21 protein-coding genes are annotated in these 24,743 nt (G+C 65.8%); 8 read left to right on the top strand and 13 right to left on the bottom strand.

From position 1 onward, the window contains the following. Positions 1 to 11: 11 nt before the first annotated feature. Together G361_RS0111475 and G361_RS0111470 are read left to right on the top strand one after the other, a co-directional pair. Positions 12 to 1,193 (top strand): acyl-CoA dehydrogenase family protein, encoded by a 1,182-nt coding sequence (locus G361_RS0111475; protein ID WP_026342934.1) that lies wholly within the window; start codon positions 12 to 14, stop codon positions 1,191 to 1,193. 30 nt (positions 1,194 to 1,223) lie between these two features. Further along, on the top strand, positions 1,224 to 1,850 hold the full coding sequence (locus G361_RS0111470) for an enoyl-CoA hydratase-related protein (protein WP_019927227.1): 627 nt from the start codon (positions 1,224 to 1,226) through the stop codon (positions 1,848 to 1,850). Positions 1,851 to 1,916: 66 nt separating this feature from the next. Here the strand turns inward: G361_RS0111470 and G361_RS0111465 are convergent, their stop codons facing one another. Next, on the bottom strand, positions 1,917 to 3,212 hold the full coding sequence (locus tag G361_RS0111465) for an amidohydrolase family protein (RefSeq protein WP_019927226.1): 1,296 nt from the start codon (positions 3,210 to 3,212) through the stop codon (positions 1,917 to 1,919). 357 nt (positions 3,213 to 3,569) lie between these two features. Here G361_RS0111465 and G361_RS0111460 point away from each other — a divergent pair, with 357 nt between their 5' ends. Together G361_RS0111460 and G361_RS0111455 are read left to right on the top strand one after the other, a co-directional pair. Further along, positions 3,570 to 4,745: a thiolase family protein gene (locus G361_RS0111460; RefSeq protein ID WP_019927225.1), complete on the top strand. Its 1,176-nt coding sequence runs from the start codon at positions 3,570 to 3,572 to the stop codon at positions 4,743 to 4,745. Between the two features lie 220 nt (positions 4,746 to 4,965). After that, positions 4,966 to 5,736: an SDR family oxidoreductase gene (locus G361_RS0111455; protein WP_019927224.1), complete on the top strand. Its 771-nt coding sequence runs from the start codon at positions 4,966 to 4,968 to the stop codon at positions 5,734 to 5,736. 193 nt (positions 5,737 to 5,929) lie between these two features. On the opposite strand, the gene G361_RS0111450 is transcribed toward G361_RS0111455, so the two are convergent. Continuing rightward, the gene (locus G361_RS0111450; RefSeq protein ID WP_019927223.1) at positions 5,930 to 6,751 is read right to left on the bottom strand and encodes a TetR/AcrR family transcriptional regulator; all 822 of its coding nucleotides are present in this window, start codon (positions 6,749 to 6,751) and stop codon (positions 5,930 to 5,932) included. 393 nt (positions 6,752 to 7,144) lie between these two features. Here G361_RS0111450 and G361_RS0111445 point away from each other — a divergent pair, with 393 nt between their 5' ends. Further along, complete coding sequence (locus G361_RS0111445; protein WP_196814463.1) at positions 7,145 to 7,627, top strand: hypothetical protein; 483 nt, start codon at positions 7,145 to 7,147, stop codon at positions 7,625 to 7,627. A 90-nt stretch (positions 7,628 to 7,717) separates the two neighbouring features. Here the strand turns inward: G361_RS0111445 and G361_RS0111440 are convergent, their stop codons facing one another. Beyond that, positions 7,718 to 8,800: a TIGR03857 family LLM class F420-dependent oxidoreductase gene (locus G361_RS0111440; protein WP_019927221.1), complete on the bottom strand. Its 1,083-nt coding sequence runs from the start codon at positions 8,798 to 8,800 to the stop codon at positions 7,718 to 7,720. A 143-nt stretch (positions 8,801 to 8,943) separates the two neighbouring features. Here G361_RS0111440 and G361_RS0111435 point away from each other — a divergent pair, with 143 nt between their 5' ends. Next, positions 8,944 to 9,957 carry an aromatic ring-hydroxylating dioxygenase subunit alpha gene (locus tag G361_RS0111435; RefSeq protein ID WP_026342933.1) on the top strand — a complete coding sequence of 338 codons (1,014 nt, stop codon included), beginning with the start codon at positions 8,944 to 8,946 and terminating at the stop codon, positions 9,955 to 9,957. Between the two features lie 113 nt (positions 9,958 to 10,070). Here G361_RS0111435 and G361_RS0111425 read toward each other — a convergent pair whose 3' ends face one another. From G361_RS0111425 to G361_RS0111385, 9 genes are all read right to left on the bottom strand, one after another. Beyond that, a complete protein-coding gene (locus G361_RS0111425; RefSeq protein WP_019927219.1) occupies positions 10,071 to 10,943 on the bottom strand; it encodes a mycofactocin-coupled SDR family oxidoreductase in 873 nt (290 codons plus the stop codon). 93 nt (positions 10,944 to 11,036) lie between these two features. After that, positions 11,037 to 12,224, bottom strand: coding sequence for an acyl-CoA dehydrogenase family protein (locus tag G361_RS0111420; protein ID WP_019927218.1), 1,188 nt, complete (start codon positions 12,222 to 12,224; stop codon positions 11,037 to 11,039). Between the two features lie 46 nt (positions 12,225 to 12,270). Then, a complete protein-coding gene (fabG, locus tag G361_RS0111415; RefSeq protein WP_019927217.1) occupies positions 12,271 to 12,999 on the bottom strand; it encodes a 3-oxoacyl-ACP reductase FabG in 729 nt (242 codons plus the stop codon). Positions 13,000 to 13,070: 71 nt separating this feature from the next. Continuing rightward, the gene (locus tag G361_RS0111410) at positions 13,071 to 14,147 is read right to left on the bottom strand and encodes a dihydrodipicolinate reductase (protein WP_026342932.1); all 1,077 of its coding nucleotides are present in this window, start codon (positions 14,145 to 14,147) and stop codon (positions 13,071 to 13,073) included. Between the two features lie 36 nt (positions 14,148 to 14,183). After that, positions 14,184 to 15,704, bottom strand: a complete 1,521-nt coding sequence (locus tag G361_RS0111405) for an MFS transporter (protein ID WP_231386842.1) — start codon at positions 15,702 to 15,704, stop codon at positions 14,184 to 14,186. A 302-nt stretch (positions 15,705 to 16,006) separates the two neighbouring features. Continuing rightward, positions 16,007 to 16,210: a hypothetical protein gene (locus G361_RS0111400; protein WP_155981407.1), complete on the bottom strand. Its 204-nt coding sequence runs from the start codon at positions 16,208 to 16,210 to the stop codon at positions 16,007 to 16,009. A 14-nt stretch (positions 16,211 to 16,224) separates the two neighbouring features. Next, positions 16,225 to 17,580, bottom strand: coding sequence for a cytochrome P450 (locus G361_RS0111395; RefSeq protein ID WP_019927213.1), 1,356 nt, complete (start codon positions 17,578 to 17,580; stop codon positions 16,225 to 16,227). A 78-nt stretch (positions 17,581 to 17,658) separates the two neighbouring features. Continuing rightward, on the bottom strand, positions 17,659 to 18,861 hold the full coding sequence (locus tag G361_RS0111390) for an amidohydrolase family protein (protein ID WP_019927212.1): 1,203 nt from the start codon (positions 18,859 to 18,861) through the stop codon (positions 17,659 to 17,661). A 38-nt stretch (positions 18,862 to 18,899) separates the two neighbouring features. Next, positions 18,900 to 20,243: a CaiB/BaiF CoA-transferase family protein gene (locus G361_RS0111385; protein WP_231386841.1), complete on the bottom strand. Its 1,344-nt coding sequence runs from the start codon at positions 20,241 to 20,243 to the stop codon at positions 18,900 to 18,902. Between the two features lie 364 nt (positions 20,244 to 20,607). Here G361_RS0111385 and G361_RS0111375 point away from each other — a divergent pair, with 364 nt between their 5' ends. Beyond that, positions 20,608 to 21,300: a hypothetical protein gene (locus G361_RS0111375; protein ID WP_019927209.1), complete on the top strand. Its 693-nt coding sequence runs from the start codon at positions 20,608 to 20,610 to the stop codon at positions 21,298 to 21,300. A gap of 21 nt (positions 21,301 to 21,321) precedes the next feature. Further along, positions 21,322 to 22,698, top strand: coding sequence for a TetR/AcrR family transcriptional regulator (locus G361_RS46845; RefSeq protein WP_019927208.1), 1,377 nt, complete (start codon positions 21,322 to 21,324; stop codon positions 22,696 to 22,698). Between the two features lie 11 nt (positions 22,699 to 22,709). Here G361_RS46845 and G361_RS0111365 read toward each other — a convergent pair whose 3' ends face one another. Beyond that, on the bottom strand, positions 22,710 to 24,716 hold the full coding sequence (locus G361_RS0111365) for a phosphotransferase (protein WP_019927207.1): 2,007 nt from the start codon (positions 24,714 to 24,716) through the stop codon (positions 22,710 to 22,712). Positions 24,717 to 24,743: the final 27 nt, after the last annotated feature.

The raw sequence follows: 24,743 nt of genomic DNA, 5'->3' as shown, positions 1-24,743 counted from the left end.
CGGAGAACATCGTGGATTTCTCGACAGTGCCGCTGTCCGAAGCGGATTCGGCATTCCTCGCGCGTGCTCGCGCCTTCCTGGCCGAGCACGTCACGGCGGAGGTACGCCGCCGCGACCGCGAGACCGGTGACAATTTCGACGAGGGTGTCCATCTGGCTCTGGGGGCCGACGGTTGGCTGGCCGCCGAATTCGATGACACCCTGACGAGGGTCCAGCGGCGGCTGTGGGCGCTCGAGCGCCGTCGGGTGCACGTGCCCTGGGTGACCTGGGGTACCACGCAGATTGTCGCGGCCTCGGTGCGCCGATACGGAACGCCGGCGTTACAGGCGGAGGTGTTGCCCGGGGTGCGCGACGGCCGGGTCCGGCTGTGCCTGGGATACACCGAGCCCGAAGGCGGATCCGACGTTGCCACGTGCAAGACCCGTGCGGTCCGGGACGGCGATCACTGGGTGATCAACGGCTCCAAGATGTTCACCACCGGCGCACACAACTGCCGGTACGTCTTCCTCATCACCAACACCGACCCCACTGCGCGGAAACACAAGAGCCTCACCATGTTCCTGGTTCCGCTCGACACCCCGGGGATCGAGATCCAGGGCATCCGCACGGTGGACGGCGACCGCACGAATATCGTCTATTACAGCGACGTCCGGATCTCGGACAGGTACCGGCTCGGCGACGTGAACGACGGCTGGAATGTGTTGCGCGGTCCGCTGGACGAGGAACACGGCAATGTCGCCGCCGAGACCGACGGCTTGGCCGATGTGTCCATCCTGGGGCATCAGGGCTGGCACATGCTGACCACGATCGATAAGGCCGCCGCGATCCTGTCCGAGGCGGGAGCGGACGGGCAGCGGCCCATCGACGACGCGTCGGTGGCGGTGCGGCTGGGCCGTAGCCTCGCCCGCGCGGAGGCGGCGCAGAGCACGCCGAGCATCTTCGGCCGCGTCGCGATCGCGCAGACGATGCGCGACATCGCGCCGGATCTGATGGACATCCTCGGCCCCACCTCGCTGCTGCCGGCCGACACCGCCGGCGCGATCGATGACGGCGACGCCGAATACCTCTACCGCTGGGCGCCGCTGTGCGGGATCTACGGCGGCACGCTCGAGGTGTTCCGGAACATGATCGCGCAGCACGTCCTCGGACTCGGCAAACCGAATTACTCCCCGCCCAAGGCCGCGGCGAGCTGAGACCCGGCCCACGGAAGGACAGGTACCACCATGAGCGCTGATCTCGTGCTGTACGACGTCGAAGACGCCGTCGCGACGATCACCCTGAACCGCCCGGAACTCGCCAACGCCCAGAACATGCCGATGCTGGACGATCTGGACGCGGCGTGGACGCGCGCCGAACGCGATCCGGAGGTTCGGGTGATCGTGTTGCGCGGCAACGGGAAACATTTCTCCTCCGGTCACGATATCGACCCGAGGACGTGGAACACCCGTGACCCCGAACAGAAGTGGCTGGTCTCGATGGGTATCGGCGGGGTCGAATACCACGGTCACACTTGGGAACTCGGCGCGCGGTTGGCGAAGGAGATCCTGTTCACCGGCCGTCCGATCGATGCCGAGGAGGCCCACCGGGTCGGCATGGTGAACCGGGTCGTGCCCCGCGACGATCTCGAATCGGCCACCCGGCAGCTGGCGGTAGAGATCGCCGCCAAACATCCCTTCGCTCTGCGGATGGCCAAGCGAGCGGTCAACCAGACCCTCGACATCCAGGGGTTCACGGCCGCGGTGCGGGCGGTCTTCGACATCCATCAGCTCGGACACGCGCACGCGATCTCCGAATGCGGTGTGCCGGTGCTCATCGCCCTCGACGGGATGAAGAAGCAGGTGTCCGGGTAGGTGCTCTTCCGGGCTTGTCGTACGGTCGGTACGACAAACCCGGTGGGGATCGGGATGGGTTGCCTGTCAACGGGAATGCGCGGTGGCCGCCCTGATCTGGGACTGGAAGGCCTCGAGCTTGTGCGCCGAGTCGGTGGTCCGATGGCTGCGGGCACGGATGCTGACGTCGTGGCCCGCGGCGGCGGCCCGCAGCGCGCCGACCGTTGCCTGCTCTCGCGGAATGTGTGTGAACGGATCGAAGGAGTACCACCGCATCGCGTTCCGGTGGGTCATCTTGTCGATCTCGTCGTCGGGGACGTTCTCGGCCGCGAGCACCCGCTCGAGGACCTCGGGAGCGTCCGGCCACATCGAGTCGCTGTGTGGGTAGTCCATCTCCCAGGTGATGTTGTCGATGCCGATCTGGTGGCGCAGTTTGATCCCGACCGGATCGCTGATGAAGCAGGTGACGAAATGGTCGCGGAACACGTCCGACGGTAGCTTGCCGCCGAAATCCTGTGCGGTCCATGCGGAATGCATCTCGAAAGTGCGGTCGACCCGTTCCAGGAAGTAGGGGATCCAGCCGGTGCCGCCTTCGGACAGCGCGATCTTCAGATCGGGGTAGTCCTTGATCGGCCGGGACCACAGCAGATCCGCGGCGGCCTGCACGATATTCAGTGGTTGCAGGGTGATCATCACGTCCGGCGGTGAGTCGACCGCCGGGATCGACAGTCGCCCCGACGAGCCGATGTGGATGCTGAGCACCGTGTCGGTCTCGACCAGGGCCCGCCACAACGGATTCCAGTACTCGTCGTGGAAGCTGGGATAGCCCAGCGCCGCTGGATTCTCGCTGAACGTCAGCGAGTGCACGCCCTTGGCAGCGCAGCGGCGCACCTCGCCGGCGCAGGCGTCGGCGTCCCAGCTCACCGGCAGCGCCATCGGGATGAACCGGCCGGGGTACGCACCGCACCATTCATCGATGTGCCAGTCGTTGTAGGCCCGCACCAGCGCCAGCGAGAAGTCCGGATCGTCGGTGGCGAACAGCCGGGCGGCGAAGCCGGGGAACGAAGGGAAGTTCATCGAGGCCAGCACGCCGCCGGCGTTCATGTCCTTGATCCGTTCGTGGACGTCGAAACAGCCCGGCCGGATCTCGTCGAGCCCGTCGGGCTCGAGGCCGTACTCCTCCTTCGGCCGCCCGGCGACGGCGTTGAGCGCGACGTTCGGCACCGTCACGTCGCGGAACTTCCACACGTCGGCGCCGTCGTCGGTGTGGATCAGCCGCGGCGCGTCCGCGATGTACTTCCGCGGCAGGTGGTTCGCGAACATGTCCGGCGGTTCGATGATGTGGTCGTCGACGCTGATCAGGATCATGTCGTTCTTGTCCACGGCAACCTCCTCTTGGACTTACTGTAGACACAACGGTCAAACTGACGGCTTTGGGTGACCCGACCGTGCTGAGTACTATACGGTAATATTTACAGTTGATCACACCATCATGGTGCACCGAAGGAGCCCGTCGGCGTGGTCGCCGCCATCTGTCCCTCGAACTTCCCGCTGGAGGTCATCCTCAACAAGCGGGGCCCGCCCCGAGCACCTTGCGACGGCTGAACGTGCCTGGTCGGCGGTGACCGTATGTGACCCAGGATTCTACCGATTATTGTACTGTATGTTATACGGTAAGTAATTTCGGCAGTTCCCGAACGCTGCCCTGTGTGGCAGCCGGACACCACAGAGGTTGAGACCATGCCAAGACCTGTCATCGTCGGCGCCGTCCGCACCGCCATCGGCCGTTCGTTCAAGGGATCGTTGGTGAATGTCCCGCCGGAGACGCTCGCGGCCGCCGTCGTACCGGAGGTGGTGCGCCGGGCGGGCGTCGATCCCACCGTGATCGACGACATCATTCTCGCCGAATCGCATTACGGCGGTGGTGATCTCGCTCGCCATGCCGCAGTCGCCAGTGGCTATGCCGAGGTTCCCGGGCAGGCCGTGAATCGGCACTGCGCCGGGAGCCTCACCGCGATCGCCGACGCGGCGGCGTACGTGGCCGCCGGCTGGGAGCGGGTGCTGGTCGCCGGCGGCGTGCAGTCGCTGTCCATGACCCCGCTGATGAAGATGCGCGTCCCGGGGCCGGAGCTCACCTTCGTGGATCAGTGGATTCCGCCGAGCCATCCCGAGACGCCCGACGCGCCGACGAAGGACATGTCGATCACCGTCGGCTGGAATACGGCTCGGGCCGTGGGCATTTCGCGGGAGGAGATGGACGCCTGGGCCTTGCGGTCGCATCAGCGCGCCGTCGCGGCCATCGACGCCGGGAAGTTCCTCGAGGAGATCTTGCCGCTGAAGGTGGCGCGGGCCGACGGTTCGGTCACCGATTTCGCGGTGGACGAGCATCCGCGCCGGGGGACCACGTTGGAGCAGCTGGCCGGGCTGAAGGTGCTGCATCCCGAGATCGAGGGATTCTCCATCACCGCCGGGAACAGCAGCGGCACCAACGATGCCGCGGCAGCTGTGGTGGTCGTGGACGACGCCTTCGCCGCCGCGGAGCATCTGACGGTGCTCGGCACGATCCGTGCCGTCGCGAATGCCGCTGTCCCGCCCCGTGATACCGGTCTCGGCGCGGTCCGGGTGATCGGTAAGGTGCTCGGCCGGGCGGGGCTGTCCCCGTCGGACGTCACGCTGTGGGAGATCAACGAGGCGTTCGCCTCGGTGCCCATCGCTGCGACCAGGGAGTACGGCTTGGACGAGGATCTGGTGAACTTCTCCGGCAGCGGGTGCAGTCTGGGCCATCCGATTGCGGCCTCCGGTGCCCGGATGGTCACCACCTTGCTGTACGAATTGCGAAGGCGCGGTGGCGGAATCGGTGTCGCGGCGATGTGTGCCGGTGGCGGTCAGGGTGGAGCGATCGTCGTCGAGGTGTGAAACCGGGACGGAAGAATGAACTTCTATTACTGTAAGTATTACAGTAATATCGTGTGCAGATTGCCGGCGAGGCTTGACGAACGGGAGGGGCGATCGCCTTCGCTCAGAAACGCACCCCGAACTGGGTCGGGGCCTGAAACCTGTAGTCGCACCGGTGTTCACCGGGCCGAACGCCGACATCGCCTGTCGGACATAATTATTCGCATATCGAGGAGAAACAGTGTCGTTCGAGGGTGAAGTTGTTCTGGTCACCGGCGGCGCCGGCGGCCTGGGTGCGGCGACGGTCCGCCACCTGCACGCCGCGGGGGCGGGCGTCGTCATCGCCGATCTCGCCGACGACAAGGCGAGCGCGCTCGCCGCGGAGCTGGGCGAGCGCGCCATCTATGTGCGCACGGACGTGTTGAGCGAGGATGCGGTCGAAGAGGCGCTGGCGGCGGCCGACACGCTGGGGACCCTGCGGTACTCGGTGATCGCGCACGGTGGTTTCGGCGTGCGGGACAAGGTGGTCGGCCGGGACGGCAGCCCGGCTCCCCTGAAGGGCTTCGCCGACACGATCGCCCTGTATCTGACCGGCACGTACAACGTGCTGCGGCTGGCAGCGGCGAAGATCGCGACGCTCGAGCCGAAAGCCGATGGTGAGCGCGGCGCGATCGTCATGACGAGTTCCATCGCCGGATACGAGGGCCAGATGGGGCAGTCGGCGTATTCGGCCGCGAAGGGCGGAGTCATCTCGCTGACCCTGACCGGCGCCCGGGACCTGGCCGCGGTCAAGATTCGAGTCAACAGTATCGCCCCGGGCACCATGCGCACCCCGCTGATGGAACTCATCGGTGAGGAGGGGCTGTCGAAATTCGCTGCGACCGTGCCGTTCCCCAAGCGGTTGGGCACTCCGGACGAGTACGCGAACCTGGCCGAGCATCTGCTGGCGAATACCTACATCAACGGCGAGGTCGTCCGGATAGACGGCGCCCAGCGATTCCAGCCCAAGTAGTCCGCAACCCGCTTCCGGATCTGCCGCGACGGCGCGGCCGCGGCAGATGCCGGACGCGTGTTGTCATCGGGCCCGGTGGGATCACGATGAGTTCGCCGTGGTCACACCGGGCTCGTCCCCATCGTGGACGAAAAAGCGGTGCTGACCAACCCATTCCAGCTGTGGTCCGGATTCGCCACCCGCGGCGGTAGGTTCAGCGGCTTGTGGTCGATTTCCGCGAACGGCGCGCGTTGGCAGCGTGCTCGGTGACCTCGGCGATGGCGGTCTTCTTCGCAAGCCGTTTGGTGGCGGGTCGTTCGGCCGGTTGCGTCGCGGATCCGGCCGCGATCGCCCGCTCGGCATGGTCGAGAATGCAGGTCAGGCCGAATTCGAAGTTGTGGTCGTCCGGGACGCCCGATCGGCGTCCCTCGGCGGCCGCCCGCGCGAGCAGCGGTGTCGACTCCGGCTCGATGATCAGCCTCTCGTAGTAGGCATTCGCCTTGCCGTCCAGCTCCTTGTTCTTGTCGTACAGCCGTTGCAGCACAACGGAACCGCGGACGAGGAGGTGCACGGCAGAATAGGTGTCGAACGCGTCGTCGGTGGCGAGCCCGGCGCGGACCAGGCTGCTGACCACCGCCTCGGTCATATCCGCCCCGGAACGGCCCGCCTGTGAACTCATGACCCCGCGAATCAGGACGAGGTCGCACAGAATGGGATCCGTGATGAATATCTGCCGCATCGTGCGCGCGTGCTCGGCGAGGGTTTCGCGCCAATCACCGGTTGCGAGCAATGGCATCTGAAATATGTATTTCTGCAGTGCCCGATCGGTCATGGCATCGAGCAGATCGTCCTTCTTGCGGAAGTACCAGTAGATGCTGGTGACACCCACGTCGAGGTATTTTCCCAGCAGCGGCATGCTCAGGCCGTCGATCGAGACCTCTTCGGCCAGTTCGAAGGCGCCGTCGATGATGTCGTCCGGATTCAGCGAGCCACGCTCGCGCCTCGGCCGCTTGTCTGCGGTTCCCTGCTTGGCCATGCCCGCTCATACCTCCGGTTCATCTCGGGTGTTCCGGTCGCCCGGGTTGCCTTCGCTGCGCCGCTGTCCGGCATCGACCGCGATCTCGGGGCGTAGCGGACCGGATCGGCTGAAATAGGCACGGTAAAGCTTACCACGGGTACTACTGTCGGCAGCCGCACGCCTTTGTGGTATGACATTCCGGGACGGTCCCGACCGGATAACACCGGACTTTATTGTGGTATTTCGCTGACCACACCGGGATTGTCCGCGGAATTGCGTGGTGACGGTAATCGCGGTGAATTCGCTGTGGCCGCCTACCACCATTGCCGGTGATGTGGATGCGAAGCGCCTGTCGACCTGTCAGCCGATCCGATGGTTCCAGTGTTCGGCGTCGCGGAGGACCTGATCTGCGTGTCGACCAGATCGGCTGTCCCCCAGGGTGTTCCGACCAGGTCGGTCGACCGGACCGGCGCCGCCTCGAACGAGATCTCGCTGAACGAGCGGGAGATGTCGAGTGATTCGAGCGCCGTCACCGTGATACCCGGTGCCGCGGCGGGCAGCAGGTACTGGACGGGACCGTCGGCGCTCGTCGCGGTGGCCAGGATCCCGTCGGCGGTCGTGCCGTCGGTGACGAAGGTCGTCGTCCCGGACAGTGTTGCCGCGCCGGATGTTCCGCTGCCGTCGGGGGAGGCGCGCAGTTCGCCGTGCGGGCCGTGCAGCCGCGGGATCCCGGCGGCCCACGTGGCCGACCGCTCCCCGCCGATCAGGGCCGGCAGTACCTTGTCGCGCTGGTCGACCGTGCCGGCCGAGCTCGGCGGCGGTACTCCGCGGTCGGGCCGGGGGCCCGGTACCGGCGGTCGCGAACAGCTGCGAGCGGGCAGTGCCGATCGATGAAATCGGTGGAGGAGTCGAGCAGCAGGCGCTGCTCCGGGGTGGCGGTGTCGAGCATGATCGGTTCTCCCGCAGCGATTCGTCGGTCATGTGTCACAGGCGCGAGGGCCGCGCGCCTGCGCGCGCGTCCCCCTCGCGGTAGGCGGCGACGATCGGGCTCAGTTCCGCCGGTGTCGCCCCGTGCATGATGACGCGGTCGGCGCCGAGGTCGAATTCGGTGCGGACGCGATCGGCACACTCGCGCGCGGATCCGGTGGCGGCGGCGGAGAACCACTCGTCCGGGAACAGTCCGGCGATGTGCTCGAGTTGTTCGGTCGTCGCCTTGCCGTCGATAGCGCCCGGCACCGCCGTGACCACCGGATCTTCGCGAAAACGCTTCAGTACGGCGGGATCCCAGCCGTTGGTCTCGACCAGCAGGTCGCCGTAGCCTTGCAGGTAGGTGGACAGCCGCCCCACCGTCTTCTTCAACCGTACGTCCTCGGGCAGGTGATCACCGACGGTCGCCAGGCACGACCAGACCCGAACGCTGCCGGGATCACGACCGGCGCGCTCGGCGGCCTCCTTCACCGTCCGCACACTGCGTTGCAACGTTTCCGGGGTGAAGTAGGTGTGCAGGACGACATCGTCGAAGGCCCGGCCGCCGAGCGCGAGGCTGTTGGGGCCGAAGGCCACCAGGGCCAGCCGGATGTCCTCGTCGAATTCCGGATCCAGCGCCAGGACAGGGTATTTGCCGAGCGGCCCGTCGTGGCCGAGGATGACCTCACCGTGCCAGAGCCGCCGCATGACGTTCGCCCAGTCCTCCATCTGAGCGGTGGTGACGGCCGGGATACCGAACGCCTGATACATGGCGGCGACGCCGCGGCCGATGCCCAGGGTGAACCGCGCGCCGGACAGTCGGTGCATCGTGGTGGCCCAGGAGGCGGTGACGAGTGGATGGCGGGTGTTGTGATTCGTTGCGGCAGTGGCGATCTGCATGTGGCTGGTCACGGCGCAGGCGGCGCCGACCAGTGACGACGCCTCCTTCACGTTCCAGCGTTCGGATATGAACGCCGTGCCGAAACCGAGCTGCTCCCCTTGCCGGGCCTCACCGGGCAGGGCGGCGGGTCCTTGCCCGGCGGCGCCGGCGAGCAGGTAATAACCCAGTTCGTCCAGTGTGCGGGTGTCGGAAGTCGTCATCGTGGGAGAACTCCTCGTCCGGTCAGCTTGACCTCCGGCGGTTTGTGCCTATCATTACTGTAATGCTTGCAGTATGCAAGACTGTATTATTCACCGCGGAGTGCGGACCTGCTGTTGGCAAAGCTGAGCGGAAGGTGTGGCTCGTGAAGGTACCCTTCACCTGGAAGGTCACCGGCTGGTTCCAGATCGGATGGTCACCGGAATTCCCGGTGGGCGAGGTGCGGCCGCTGCGGTACTTCGGCGAGGATCTGGTCGCCTACCGCGACGAATCCGGTGAGATGCACGTGCTGACCGGGCACTGCCGGCACCTCGGCGCCCATATCGGGCACGGTGGCAAGGTCGTCGGCGACTGTGTGGAGTGCCCGTTCCATGGGTGGCGCTGGGGCCCGGACGGGACCAACCGCAAGATTCCCGGCGAGGACCGGGTCAACCGCGGGCTGCGGCTGCGGGTGTACCCGGTCATCGAACAGCACGGCTGTGTCTTCCTGTGGCATCAGCCGCACGGTGAGCCGCCGCGCTGGCAGATGCCCGATATCTTCGAACTGTTCCCCGAGGTGGGTGTCTCGCCGACCGGCTATTACCGGCCCTATCCGGAGTTCTCCCGGCTGGCGGAGCAGGAGCCGGTGCATCCCCAGGTGGTGCTGGAGAACGGGCCCGACAGCGCGCATTTCCGCTATGTCCATCGTGCGACGGTGACCCCGCAATTGCTCGACTACCGCGCCGAAGGCGAGTCCTGGACGTTCTACACCGGCTGGCCCGACGTCCGCAGCGACGATCCCGACGCCATGGCGCTGCGGATCCGCGGCCACATGTTCGGGCTCGGCGGATCGATCAGCGCGTTCGACGGCGCCTCGAAACATCGGCTAATCTTCTCGGCGACACCGGTCGACGACGGCGTCTGCAATTTGTTCTATTCGATCTGGTGGCCGAGGCTGCCCGGCGACGAGTCGGATGTCCCGCCGCCGGCGGTGATCGAGCGGGTCGAACGCGAATTCCTGATCACCGTCTGGGACGACCTGAGCATCTGGCGGTACCAGGAGTACGTCGAGCACCCGCCGTTGTCGCCGATCGATCGCAAACCATACCTGGACCTGCGGCAGTGGGCGCTCCAGTTCTACGACATCCCGGCCCGGGACGAGGCCGACGCGCCGGCGTGAAAGCGGTACAGCTCGTCGCGCCCGGCCCGGCGACCCGCACCACGACCGCGGCCCTGCTCGAGGCCCGGGCACACCCGTGAGCAGGGTCGGCGGACCGTGACATTGCGGCCGGTCTAGCCGACCGGGCCGTTGGGGAACTTCAGCAGCGCCCCGGCGTCGACGCGGATCTGCTGACCGGTGATGTAGCGCGATTCGTCGCTGGCCAGGAAGACACCGAGGTTGGCGATGTCGTCGGGTTCGACGTACGGGATCGGCATCGCCTGGAAGTGTACGAAGGCGGGCTCGACGTCGGCGCGGGTCGGCTTGGTCTTGCGCATGTCCGGTCGGAACACCGAGTACAGGCCGTCGTTGTGCAGCAGGTGCGTGTTGCAGTTGGTCGGGTGGATCGCGTTGACGCGGATCATCCGCGGCGCCAAGTGCAGACACATCTCCTCGACGTAGCCGAGGAGAGTCTTCTTCGCCCAGGCGTATCCGGCGCCGCCGGGGCCCATCACGGAGTTGGTGGTGGTGCCGGGCATCAGCGCCGCCGTGGAGCCCGTCACGATGATCGAGCCGCCGTCGCTGATGTGCCCGATGGCGACTGCCACAGTGTTCATCACGCCGAGCAGGTCGACGTCCGTGGCGTCCACGAAATCCGACGCCTTCGGATTGCCCATCGCCATCGGCAGGATGCCGGCGTTGGCGACGACGATGTCGAGGTGGCCGAGCTGCGAGACGCCGGACTCCAGGGCGTTGCGCAGCTGATCACGTTCGCGGACATCGGCTTTGATCGCGACGCACGCGCGCCCCTCCTTCTCGACGAGGGCGGCGGTCGTGTGCAGGTCCTCGAGATCGGCGAGCGGATACTTGTTGGATTCGATCTGCTCGCAGATATCGATGGCGATGATGTCGGCGCCCTCCTGGGCCATGTGGACCGCGTGTGCGCGGCCCTGCCCTCGGGCCGCGCCGGTGATGAATGCGACCTTGCCGTCGAGACGATTGCTCATGGCTCCTCTATCGGGGTTTCGTCGGTGCTGTTTTTCGTGGCGAATCTCGGGAGTCCGGGGCGCGCAATGGAGAAAGACCGGCCGTGGACCGTGTCAGATTCGGTAGTCGCGGAGCACACCCTTGGCGATGATGCGCTTCTGGATCTCGCTGGTGCCCTCGCCGATCAGCATGAACGGAGCGTCGCGCATGAGTCGTTCGATTTCGTATTCGATCGAATACCCGTAGCCGCCGTGGATCCGGAAGCTGGCCTGCGTCACCTCGTTGCAGTACTCGCCGGCCAGGTACTTGGCCATTCCGGCCGCGACGTCACTGCGCCGGCCGGAGTCTTTCAGCCGTGCCGCGTTGACCATCATGAGGTGTGCGGCCTCGACCTTGGTGGCCATCTCGGCCAGGCTGAAGCCGATCGCCTGATGTTCGAAGATCGGCTTGCCGAAGGTCCGGCGTTGCTGGGCGTAACGGGCGCCCAGTTCGAAGGCGCGCAGTGCGATTCCGCAGGCACGGGCGGCGACGTTGACGCGCCCGACTTCGACACCGTCCATCATCTGCGCAAAACCGCGACCGGCGCCGCCGCCGAGGACGGTGTCAGCTCGCGCCACGTAGCCGTCGAAGAGCAGTTCGGTGGTGTCGATGCCCTTGTAGCCCATTTTGTGCAGGCGGCCGGGGATGGTGAGACCCGGTGCGACGGTGCCCGTACCGGTCGGCTTCTCGATGAGGAATGTCGTGAGGTTCTCGTGCGCCCTGTCCCGGCCTTCGTCCGTGCGCACCAATACTGCGACCAACGTGGCAGTGGATCCGTTGGTGAGCCACATCTTTCGGCCATCGATCACATAGTCGTCACCGTTGCGGACCGCGGTGGTGCGGATCGCGGCGACATCGGAGCCCAGGTCGGGCTCGGACATGGAGAATGCACCGCGCACCTCACCGGTGGCCATGCGTGGTAGGAAACGGCGGCGCTGCTCGGGTGTGCCGTGCCGGGTCAGCAGATAGGCGACGATGAAATGCGTATTGACGACTCCGGATACACTCATCCACCCCCGCGCCAGCTCCTCGACGCACAGGGCGTAGGTGAGCAACGACTCGCCCAGTCCGCCGTACTCCTCGGGGATGGTGAGACCGAAGAGGCCGAGTTCGGCCATCCGGTCGACGATGGCCTGCGGATAGATATCGCCGCGTTCGAGTTCCTGAGCGTGCGGGATGATCTCCTTGTCCACGAAAGTGCGTACGGTGGAGAGAATTTCGGTCTGAACATCGGTGAGGCCCTGGGTCCGAGCGAGTTTCACGAAGCTGCTCCTTGCGGAATCGATGACGACCGAACGCTCGGCGCATTCACATGAACCGCCCTCCGGTCACCTCGAGAACGGTGCCGGTGAGATACGAGGACAGATCGGACGCCAGGAACAACGCCACATTCGCCACCTCCTCCGGTTCGCCGGCACGTCCGAGCGGGATCTCGGCCAGCTTCTGGTCCCACACGTGTTGTGGCATAGCGGTTGTCATAGGTGATCGGATCAGGCCCGGCGCGATGGCGTTCACCCGTACACCGAAACGGGCGCTCTCCTTCGCCGCGGCCTTCGTCATACCGATGATCCCGGCCTTCGCCGCAGAGTAATTCGTCTGTCCGGCCATCCCCACCTTGCCGGACAGCGACGACATGTTGATGATGGTGCCGCTCTGCTGTTCTCGCATCGCGGCGGCGGCCAGGCGCGTGCCGTTCCAGGTGCCTTTCAGATGAACCGCGATGACCCGGTCGAAATCGTCTTCCCGCATCGTGCGCATGGACGCGTCGCGGGTGATCCCGGCATTGTTGACCATGATGTCGAGGCTGCCGAATTCGTCGACTGCCGTCCGCACGAGCGTGGCGACATCGTCCGCGGAGGTGACGTCGCACGCGACCGCCCGACACGACCGTGGATCGAGGCGCCGACCGGCCTCCGCTGGATCCAGATCCCCGACGACAACCCGCGCGCCCGCCTTCGAGAACGTGTCGGCGATGGCGTAACCGATACCCTGAGCGCCGCCGGTGACCACGGCGACCCGGCCTGTGAGCAGTGACAATCTGTCGTCCTTTCGAGATCGGGAATCAGCGCTGTGGCCGAGCGCGCTTCAGTAGCCCGCACTGTCGGGTGTCACCCGGGTGTGCCCGGCGAGGACAGCACCCCGCGACCGACGATGGTGGGCAGATCGAGGAAGGTGCGAATCCCGGGGGCCGCGGCGCAGACCGGTGCAATGGCGTGCACCGCGTGCATCGCGGTACCCAGGCAACCCTGGTCGGTGTCGTCCTCACCGCGGACCGCGATTCGCGCTTCCAGCACCATCGACGGCAGTCCGTCGACCGTCACCTTCCAGCCACGCCCGTTCGGCCAGTGCGGTGCCTGATCGGCGCCCAGCCGGGTGATGTGCTCGACTGTCAGCGCGCGGCGGCCGCCGATCACCGCGGTGTAGGAGAATCGCTGTGCGGAGACCGTCCCCGCTTCGATCCGTCCGGCTTTGATCTCGATCGGCCGGTCGGTGGTGGCGACCTGCCGCTCCCAGATGAAGTCGTCGATGGTTGCATTCAAGCCGTCGGCCACCAGCATCAGCGGTGCCGCGAACGGCAAGGCGCCGACCGCGGGATCGTCCATCGGTACCCGTTGCTCCGGCGGTTTACCGAAGCCCATGATGTCGAACAGCATGAACGGGACGTCGTAGGTCGTGTAGTCCATCAGTTCCTGCACCAGCAGCGAGTCGATCCGTCGGAACAGGCCCGACATCGCCAGCGGTAGTACTTCTGCGGCCCAGCCGGGTTGGATCCCGGTGGCGTGGAACGAACTGCGGCCGTGGGTGCACGCGGTCCGCAGCCGCTGCACCACGTCTTCACCGGCGCTGCGCGGATAGATCCAGGCGGTGACGGCGGTCGAGACGACGTTCTTGCCGGACGCCAGCAGCGCGCAGACGTCGTCGAGCGCGGCCGGCGGATCCCATTCCCCTTGCGGGGTGTAGAGCACGCAGTCCGCCTCGAGCGCCAGGATCTCCTCGCGGTCGGTCGTGGCGATCACGCCGATGTCGCCGATGCCGCAGATCTCGCCGACATCGCGGCCCGCTTTGGCGTCGCTGTAGACCAGCGCGCCGACGAGTTCGAGGCCGGGATGTTCGTGCACTGCGGCGACCGCGTGACGGCCGACGTTGCCGGTCGCCCACTGGACGACACGAAGTTTTCTCGTCATTTCCCTACTCCGTTGTGGATACAGACCAGTGCTGGGTCAGGACACAATTCCGGCTGTCGTCGGTGTGCGCCCGTGTCGCATGACGAGCGCGACAACGAGCGCCACCAGAGCCAGCCCCGACATCGCCCAGAAGGTGAGCACATAGGCTCGATCGGAGAATATCTGCGGAATAGCTTGGGACACAGACTGATTCATGACATTGATAGTGGCGTGTACCGGATTGGCGGATTGGAATGCGGCCATCGCCGCGGCGCCGATCGCCGAGCCGAGGCCCATGGCCACGCCCAGCATGCCCGAGCCTATTCCCTGTTGGTCCTCCGGGAGAGCATCGACCATCAGGATGGACGCGGACGCGAAGAACAGGCCGAAGCCGATCCCGAAGATCGCGTTGAGCGCACCGAACAACTGCCAGCTGTAATGGGGCGTGACCAGGGCGAAGCCGACTCCGACGCCGACCATGACCACGCACGCGATGATCGCCGGGATGCGGGCACCGATCCGGTGCGCGAGAATCCCGCCGATCGGGCCGAAGACCAGGCTGACCACACCCGCCCAGATTCCCAGATGTGTTGCGAACGACAGTAATCCGAACCCGCTGCCGTAATGATAGGTGGGATCGAGCGACACCTTCACCAGCGAGAGCGGCAGGTTCAGGCCGGTCATCTGATGAGCCTTGTCGACCGCACCCTGGGCAACCATTCCTCGCAACTGGTCGGCAGTCGGCGTCTGGCTCATGTAGCCCAGCGCGGTGGCCACGACCATCAACATTCCGGTGGCGAACAGCATCATCACCATGGTGAGGCCGACCTTGGGGTTGAGCAGCAGTTTCGTATCGATGACCGGCTTGGTCGATCGCGACTCGATGAGGAAGAACAGTGCCAGCAGGACCAGCCCGCCGATCACCCACGCCAGCGTCGAAGCGCGTCCCCAGCCCCAATCCTGTCCCTTGGACAGGTAGAGCAGGATGCCGAAGACTCCCGCCGACAACGCCACGATGCCGAAGGGCTGAATCGGCTGCTTCACCCGGAGCTTGGATTCGGGGACGACGGTGGCGAACAGTGCCATGGCAACAACGGTGTAGATGACCAGGAACCAGAACAACGACCGCCACTGGAAATGATCGACCAGCGCACCGGCGATGAGCGGCCCGATCAGGCCCGACACCCCTACGCCACCGGCGATGATGCCTAGTCCCGCAGGAAGCAGGCGTCGTGGGAGCAGGTCCCGGACGAGTCCGTAGCTCAGCACCAGAGTGGCCGTGGAGAATGCCTGCAGGCCGCGGCCCACGAGGAAGAATGTCCAGTTCGAGGTGAGCGCATCGATCGCGTTGCCGAGGACGAACAGTCCGCTACTGACGAGGTAGATCCGCTTCTTACCCCACATATCGCTGAGCTTGCCCAGCAACGGCGTCGCCGGCGCACCGACGACGCCGGCGATGATGAGCGCCCAGTTGATGTCCGAACCGACCGTCGAGAACGTCGTCGTCATCTTCTGCAGGGATGCACCGACCATCACTGTTTGCAGTGCTGTGGTCTCCGTGAGCAGCACGATCGCCACGAGCACGATCGCAATACGCGTCCGCGACACGCTGTCGAGCCTGCCGGTGTCGACCGATTCCGTTCGTTCCGACGGTGACGCGGGAGTGGTTGTGGCCATACGGCCCTCCAATTGAATCGAGCCAGAGAGTTTCGCGTCCGGCGACCAGTGCAGCGCCGGCGGTCGCCACGTGCGGATCGAAAGTCCGCGGTCCCAACCGGTGCAGGTGAGACAACGCCGACTCCGCGGACCGTGCGGAAGACACCGTCAGGTTAGCTCAACTGTAATACTTACGGGAGAGATTACAGCAATATCTTCGGCCGTCACGGGAACCGGGCCCGCTCACCATGACCGTGCCCGATCTCCGTCACCGCAATTCCGTTGTGGCTGTTGAACTCTTGCTCGCAGCGCACCTTCGTGAACGCCGCGATACCCGATTTCAGGGTCACGTACGGCAACCGCGCCGGGTGGTAGGAGCGGTGCGCCGCCGGGCCGGTGCCGGTGGTGATCGCCACTCGTAGATCCACCTCGAGCTCCGGTCTCAGTCGGCCGGTCGGGTGATCGGTTCGGCGAGTCGTTGTTCGTCGGTCAGTGCCTGGAGTTTGTCCAGGGTCTCGTCGAGTCCGGCGCCCAGTCGCGGGCCGGGGGTGAATGCGGCGGGCAAATGTTTCATGCCGTTGATGACGCCGATGGTGTCGTAGTGCACCGCGCCCGCGGGATCGCATCGGAAATCCGGTAGCCGATCCAGTACCGCCACCAGCATGCGCTTGAACACGATCCGGGCCACGTTCGACCCGATACACCGGTGTAGTCCCAGGCCGAAGCTGAAATGACGGTTACCGCGCCGGCCGAGATCGACGGTGTCCGGGTCGGTGAACGACGCCGGATCGCGGTTGGCCATCGCCCACGACAACCAGAGTCGTTCTCCCTCTTCGAAATCGACTCCCGCGATCGTGCAGTCCGCCGAGATCGTCCGGCCGTCCCCCGGCGCGGGAGTGAAATAACGCAGGAACTCCTCGGTCGCCGAATCCAGCAGAATATCCCGATCCCGGCTGAGGTTCGCCCGTTCCTGTGGATGCTCGGACAACCATTCCAAGGTGTGTGCGGTGAGCGCGGTGGTGGTGTCGAAACCGCCGCCGATGAGCAGGTTCAACGCACCCACCAGATCGAGGTCCGGTGCGGGCTGCCCGTCGATACGGAGGTTGTTGAGCGCGTCGATCAGCCCCGGCCGCGGGGTCTCGCGGATCTCGAGCATGGTGGTGAACAGGTCGGCGCCCATCTGCATCGCCGCCCGCCGGACCCGCTTCATATCGGGCGAGTCTGGCGGCGTGTAGATGAAAGCGTGGGCCGGTTCGCAGTACAGCGACCACTTCCGCAGCGGGATGCCCATCAACGCCAGGGTGAACACCGCCGGCACGATATTGGCGAGATCGTCCACGAAGTCCAGACGGCCCTGCTCGATCCGCTCGTCCAGGCACGCACGGGTCACCTCGTCGATGAACGGAACCCACCGCGCGATCGCCGCCGGCGACAGATAAGGATTGAGCGCCTGCCGATACGCCTTCTGCTCCGGCGGATCCATCTCCAGGAAACCACCCCGGATCGACGGCGCCTTGGGATGCACCGGCGGCGTGGGAATCGAGATTCCCCCGTAGCCGCGCCGTTCGCCGTGCACGTCCCGATCATTGGACATCAGCGGGGAACGGGCCAGCTCGAACACCTCCCGATTACCCGCCGCGACCCAATGCCCACCATAGGTCTGCGACCACGCGATCGGGCACTCACGGTGCATCTCCCGGGTGATCGACACGAAATTCCGGCGATACTCCGGCGCATGACGCTCGAAACGAAACCACCGCACCGACTTACGCTCATCATCGACATCCTCGGAACTCACGACATGACCTTTCCTACTGTTTCGGGTATATCGGACCGGAGCCCGGAGCCGTCGAGCGACGGCGATCGTCGGCCGGCTTCAGCGTCGAACGCGCGTCTCGGGAGTCTTCAGCAGACGAGACATGTTGCCGCCCATGATCTTCCGGACATCGTCAGCGGCCAGGCCGTCGAGCATCTTCACATAGGAGCGAGGTTCGGCCAACCCCTCCACATGGGGATAATCAGAACCGAACAGCAAGTTGTCCGCCCCGATCAAATCCACCAGCTCCGGCAGATCGTCCTCCCAGAACGGGTTCAGAAAGAAATTGCGCTTGAACACCGCGACCGGATCCTCCGGCAGCTCGGTCTTCATCTTCTTGTACATGCCGGCCAACCGATTCAGCAGCGGCAGGACCCAGTCACTGCCGTTTTCGACGATGGCGATCTTCAGTTGCGGGAAACGCGACACCGCGCCGTGGCAGATCAAGGCCGAAACCGCATCCTCGATCGGCCGTGAGGTGCCGTAGACGAGCCTGAACGGTTCCGGCTGGAACGGCAGATACTCGTAATCGCTGCCCAGCCAGTCGCTGATGTATCGGTCGTAACCGCTGTCGGAGGCATGCAGGGCGACGACGATGTCGTGTTCGACCACCTTCGCCCAGAACGGGTCGAACTCGGGCAGTCCGAACGACCTCGACCCCTCGAAGCCCGGTACCGGAGCAGGTCGGATCAGCACCGCCTTGGCGCCGTTGGCCACCACCCACTCCAACTCCTCGACGGCCTTCTCCACGATCGGCAGCGTGATCACCGGCGTCGCGAAGATACGGTCCTGGTAGTCGAAGGTCCAGGTTTCCAGCATCCACCGATTCAATGCGTGGATCGCGGCATGGGCCAATCGCGGGTCGTCGCGCAGCCGCTCCTCCACGAGGCTGGCCAGGGTCGGGAAGACCAGGGTCCGATCCAACCCCTGCTCGTCCATCAACTCGAGCCGCGATTTCGGCTCCCGCCACGCCGGGATGCTCTGCATCGGCGCGCCGAAGATCTCACGGCGACTCTTCCCGTCGGGATTGCCGTGGCGCAGATAGTCTTCCATCGCGCCGGGACGAGCGACCACCTCGAAAGTCGGGTTCGGAATGAACTCCGTGACCCGCCCCTTGAGCATGATCTTGGTCCTGCCGCGTAGTTCGACGTAGTCGATCGCGCCCCGGTACCGATCCGGCAGATACTTCGTCAGAGCATCCGTGGTCTCGTACATATGGTTGTCGGCATCGAAGATCGGGATATCGTTCAGGACGGATGTCATCGAGGTTTATCTTTCTCTTCGTTCACAAGGCTTTCGGCTCACGCGACGACGCCGCGGACTTTCAGATCCACCACCTGATCCCAGTCGATACCTAGTTCGGCGAGAATCCGATCGCCGTGCTCGTTGAACTCCGGCGCCCGCTGCGGGACCGACGGAATCCCGCCGTACTGGACGGGTGTGGCTGCCAGCCGGAACGGGACTCCGGTCGAGGTATGGCATTGCTGGACGTATCCATTCGCGACGACCTGCGGATCGTCCGCGATCTCGAGGGCGGTCTGAACGACGACCCACTGGCCCGAGAAACCGGCCAGCATCGTGCGCCACTCGTCCGCACTGCGCTCGGCGAAGATCTCCTGCAGAATCGCGATGGCTGCAGCGCTGTTGTCCAGCAGCGTCACATGGTCGCGAAAACGCACGTCGGCCGCCAATTCCGGACGCCCGACGGCCTCGACCAGCAACGGCCAGTATTTCCCGGCCTGTAGACACGTGAACGCCAGCCAACGACCGTCCGCGGTGATGTAGTTGCGCGCCAGCGGATTTGCCCGCGGGTTGTCCACCGGAACAGACCACGGCACGCCCGTCAACAGCGACAACGCCACCGACTGGCCCATTGCCCAGACCCCGGTCGACAGCAGCGACACATCCACCGTGGTCGCCTCGCCCGTGCGTTCCCGATGGAACAGCGCGCCCATGATGCCGCCGGCGATGGTCATCGCCCCGATGGAGTCGCCTAAACCCGGAGCCGGTGGACCCGGAACCTGCCCGTCGTCGGCGCGGGTCAGTGCCGCTGCCATCCCGGCTCGTGCCCAGAAGGCCAGCGAATCGTAAGAACCGTCGTCGGCCTCCGGTCCGCGCTCACCCTGACCGGTGCCCGACGCGTAGACGATCCGGGGATTCCAGCCCCGAACGATATCCAGGTCGATCTGCAACTTCTTGCGTACTCGCGGCAACTTGTTGGTGAGGAACACATCCGACGTCTCGACCAACCGGTAGAGGATCGCCCGCCCCTCCTCCGACATCAGGTCGAGCCCGAGGCTGCGCTTGCCCCGATTCGAATGCTCCAGCAGTGCATGGACATCCGTGGGTATGTCGACCACGCCCGTCGCCGCCAGGCCACGCATGGCGTCGCCGCGCTCCACGTGTTCGATCTTGATCACGTCCGCACCCCAATCGGCCAGCAACGCTGCCGCGGCCGGTACGAACGTGTGCTCGGCGACCTCCAGGATTCGGATGCCCTGCATCACCTTGGCCATGAAATACCCGCCATCTCGATCGTTGCAAATACTGTAACACCTACTGTTACTGACACCATCGCGGCGGTCAAGTCCGTGATCAGCACGCTGAACAGTGCACGATGCGGCCCGAGTCATCTTGACGCCCAACGCATCACGATCCGGGCCGGCACAGTGCACAGCGCCCGGAGAGACTCGAACCGAGCGGCGCCACCGCCGACCGAATGCTCGATGAGCGCGAAGCCGTGACCGCGGCTGCCGTAGCCGTCCAGGCGATAGTGATCGCTATCGGCATGTCCACCACCTGGGCATACGAGGACTTCGGTGTGCAAATTCGTGATAGCCGTCACTATCGCTGTGTTAGTCTCACGCACGCGTGGCCGACGGCAATTCGGCCTGCTACGGAGGACGTCACAACTGGATGCTCCGTCCTCCACCACTCGATCGCGTGGCGCGAAATCGACCGCCCCCACGCCCTCACCGTGTGACGCTCGAGACGACAAGGTGGCCGACCATGACTCAGTCCGCACTCCCGCCGACCGACGACGATCGCTTCGGGGTCGTGGTCGCGGCAACCGGCCCCGGGCAGGTGTGGCACGCCGTGACACAGCTGGCGGTGGCCGGTCATGTCATCGTCGTCGGGATGCCGCGACTCGAGGATGCGGAGGACGCGGTCGCACAGTTGCACGATCTCGGCGCCGATGCGTTCGGGGCTCGACTCGAGCTGACCGATCCGGCCTCGGTCAACGCGTTCTCGGAGACCGCGGCGTGGCTGGCGGGCCCGGTCGAGGTCCTGATCCACGATGCGGGTACGACATTGGATCGCCGGCCGACCGAACGCGCACTGGGACTTCGGCATCTGACGTCGCAGTTGATCTTCGGTACACCGCACAGCGCCTTCCACGACCTGCTCGTCGTCGGTTTCGACACCGAACCGGCCGGCGGTGCACCGGTGTTCGACTCGGCCTCGATGTTCTGGCGAGCGCTGCGCGAGCGGGTGTCACGGCGGACGCTCCCGGGACAACCGCGCAACGGCGCCCGACCGAACGGTGCACAAGTGGAAGCCGGGACGACAGCGCAGTCGATGCTCAGCCAGTGGCAGCGCGACGACACCCGCTCGGACGATGTCGCGACCGGGCACCGGACGCCCGCCGTCGCCGAACACCACCGCCTGCTGACCTCGACATTGTCCGCAAGTTGCGGATAGTCCTTGCGGACGGTCACGAGCGTGGCGAATCCGACCCGCCGCCGCATCATCGATGCCACGGTGGCCTCGATCCTCGAAAACGGCTTCTACCGAGCAACGTCGAACGAGATCGCCCGGCGCGCCGGGCTCACCTGGGGCGCGATCCAGCGGCAGTTCGGCACGCGGGAAGCCGTGATGTTCGCAGTGTTCGAAGAAGAATGGGGACGACTGCCGGTCGCGGCGGCCGCCGGCATCCAAGGGGCCACTGTCGAACAGCGGGTCCGGACCTTCTTCCGGATTCTCGCGGCGATCTACGAGCGGCCCGAATTCTTCGCCGGGATCCAGGTTGCCATCAATCTCCGCCAAGACCCCAAGGCTTCATCGGAGACCCTCGCACGGATCGAGCAGATGTCGGTCGAGGCCGCGGGCGCATTGTCCGCTCTGGTACGGCAATTGCAGCCGGGCGTCGACTTCGATTCCGCCACAGCCGATCTCCTCCTGTCCGCGGTTCGCGATTTCCATGTCGGGCTGCACATCGAGTCCGTCACCGCACCCGCCGCTGCGTCCGAGCATCGCCGGAAAAATCATGCTGCCGAACAGGAATTGCTGGTCGCGCAGCTGCTGGCGCTGGTGCGGTCGAGCGTCGACCGCTCGGTGGCCGCGGCCGGCGGTCCCGCGGCACCCGATCGTGTTCCGGCGCAGCGGGTTCGGCGGCAGCGGCGCGATCTCGGGGCGACCACCGCGATCGGCCGGGTACCGCTGGATTTCGCGTTGGCCAAGTACAGCCCGCGTCCCGGCGGCGGTCTCCGCATCACCTATGTGTGCGATGCGGGCAATGTCCGCCAGGCCGTCGCGACCGGAATCGACTCGCCGCTCACCGCGGGCCGGCATGTGGTGACGCTGGTGGAGGGCGACCGGGTCGACCGGATGGAGTTGATCATCCGGCGCCGGGACACCGTCTTCGATCTGACCGCGACCGTCGACGGCCTCGTGATGAGCGGGGTGGGCATCGCCGACCCCGAATGTCCGGAATCCCTGCTGATCAGCTGGTCGTGGGGCGCCCACATGGCCACCGGCATCGCAAAATACACCATCAGCGACGAACCGCACACGATCACCGCCACCTACCTGCCGGCGGATCCGGCGCCTCGGTTCGACGGATTGCAGAGCGGCCGCGCCACCGGTCTCACCGCCAACGGCTTCCTCGGCAGCTACACGATGGTCCACCGGGAACTCGGCACGGTGCACGGCCCGTACACCTGGATCGTCAGCGAGCGGGGCGACGCCCTCGAACTGACCTGGGACACCGATACCCGACGTGCCATGGAAGGCTTCGGTTTCCGCGACCCGGACAGTGCGCGATCGGTCGTCGGCGCCTATTGGACCGTGGGTCCACGATTGCGCGATCCGCAGTTGTGAGCACGGTCGGGTCACGCCGAAGGTGGCGGTGCCTGATTGCATTCCAGCCAGCCGACACCGCGGCAGCCGTCGGTGGTGGTGACGATTCCCCAGGTCCGCAGGAATCGGCTGACCCGGCCGTCGGCCGCCGTGATCGGCACCGGCGCTTGGCCTCTCACGTCGACATCGAGCACGAGATTGCCGGGTTCGATCGCCAGCGTCACACCGGATACCAGCCCGTCGCCGGTCAGGGTCTCCCGCGCCGTCACCGCGGTGAGCTCCGTCAGCGGTTCGCCGGGACGTTGCAGGTAACCGACCCCCGGGATGCCGGGCACACCCGGAATCCGGATCTCCACGGCGTGCAGATGGCTGCCGTCGTCGAGATGCAGCGCGCTCCACGTCCAGTCCATCGCCCACCAGTCCCGGACGCCCCAGGAGTGATCCCGTTGTCCGGCAACACCATCGAGGGTGTGGACCCGCCCGTCGACGACCACGGTGCCCGACACCGTACAGGGCAACTCGTACCGTGAGGTGATCCGATACCCGTACGGCACACCGGCGGTCGTCCAGGTCAGATCGATGTCCACCTCGACGGGCACCCCGGGGTCACCCCGCAACACCCCCGCCGGATCGTCGTGGCTCGCCGCCCGGCCGCGCAGCGTCACCCGATAGCGATGCAGGGGAATCGTTGCGGTGTGGGCGAATTCGATCCGATCCGTGGTGATCGACCAGGGATCGGCGGGTAGCTCGTCGAGGATCTCCGCGACGACGATCGTCGGGAGGCCGGGCCCGCACAGATACAGATGTAACCAGGTGGTCCGCTCGTTCGGCATGATCCCCAGCCGCACCCAGCCGCCGAGGCCCTGGCCCGGGTCGGCGAAGTCGGCGTACCAGCTCTCGCTCCACAACGGGTCCGCGGGCGAGGGATGCGGGCCGTCGTCGTCGGCCGCCGGCCGCGGGGGAGCCGAGTCGGGCATCTCCAGCAGATCCAGTGCACCGGTGTCCAGTACATGCGCACAGTGGCGCGCCAGCGTGGTCATGAACAGCTCGTCGCCACGGTCGGTGCGCTCGACCACCACCGACGCCGCGATCGACATCGTCACCCCGGCGAAACTCGAATGCCGTACCGCTTCCCGTATTTCGGCGAGGGTCGTGCGCGGGTCCGGTCCCAGGGCCTCGTGGTAGGCCCGCAGCAGATCGTCGTAATGGATACGGCGGTCCCGGTCCGGCAGCGCGCCACCGAGGAAATACGCCAGATCGTTGAGCGCGGGCCCCATCATCACGCCCTGCCAATCGACCACCATCAACGGCCTCGGCGAACCGGCCGCACCGAACAGCAGGTTGTCCAGCCGATAATCACCGTGGATGAGGCCGCGTACCGCGGTATCGGAATTCGCCAGATAGACATCGAACGACGCGACCAGGCGATCACACACCGCCCGCTGCGGCAGGGTCAGACGCTCACCGTAACGCTCCAGGAACATCCGGTACAGCTGCTCGAACAGAGTCTGGCCGAGTAACGATCCACGCTCCAGCCAGGCGGCCTCCGGCAACGCCGGAGCGGCATGCAGCAAGGCGTGCCAGCGACCGAGCTCACGGACCGCGACAAAAGCCTGTTCGACTGTCGCACCACGGATCTCGTCACCGGCCACGGCCGGCGCGGCATCACCGAGCAGCAGATCGAAAGCACCCGTTCCGGTGTCGATCGCCGCGTGATAACACGGCGCGATCGGCCCTCCCCGCAGCCGTGGCGCGATCTCGCGATAGAATCGCACCTCGCTCTCGTACAGTCCCATGAACATTCCGGACTGCCGGCTGGTGGGATCCTCGGAGGCGACCTTCAGAACCACCGATCGCGGCCCCGCCGACCCCGGCGCATATTCCACATCGACGCGATAGCAATCACTGACCTGCCCGGTCCCGATACGTTCGTATCGGAAACCGACGACCTCCCCGGCCCCGAGCGCGGCGGTCAGCCACTCGTTGCCCAGATCGGTCGGCCGCTCCAGCACGAGATCATCCGAAAAGTGTTGCTGCATAAAAAACCTAGCTCCAGAACCGAGGTG

The sequence above is a fragment of the Nocardia sp. BMG111209 genome (assembly GCF_000381925.1).
In the GTDB taxonomy this organism is placed as follows: domain Bacteria; phylum Actinomycetota; class Actinomycetes; order Mycobacteriales; family Mycobacteriaceae; genus Nocardia.
The sequence above is the reverse complement of the archived record's forward strand: the minus strand, read 5'-3'. Positions and strand labels throughout refer to the sequence as shown.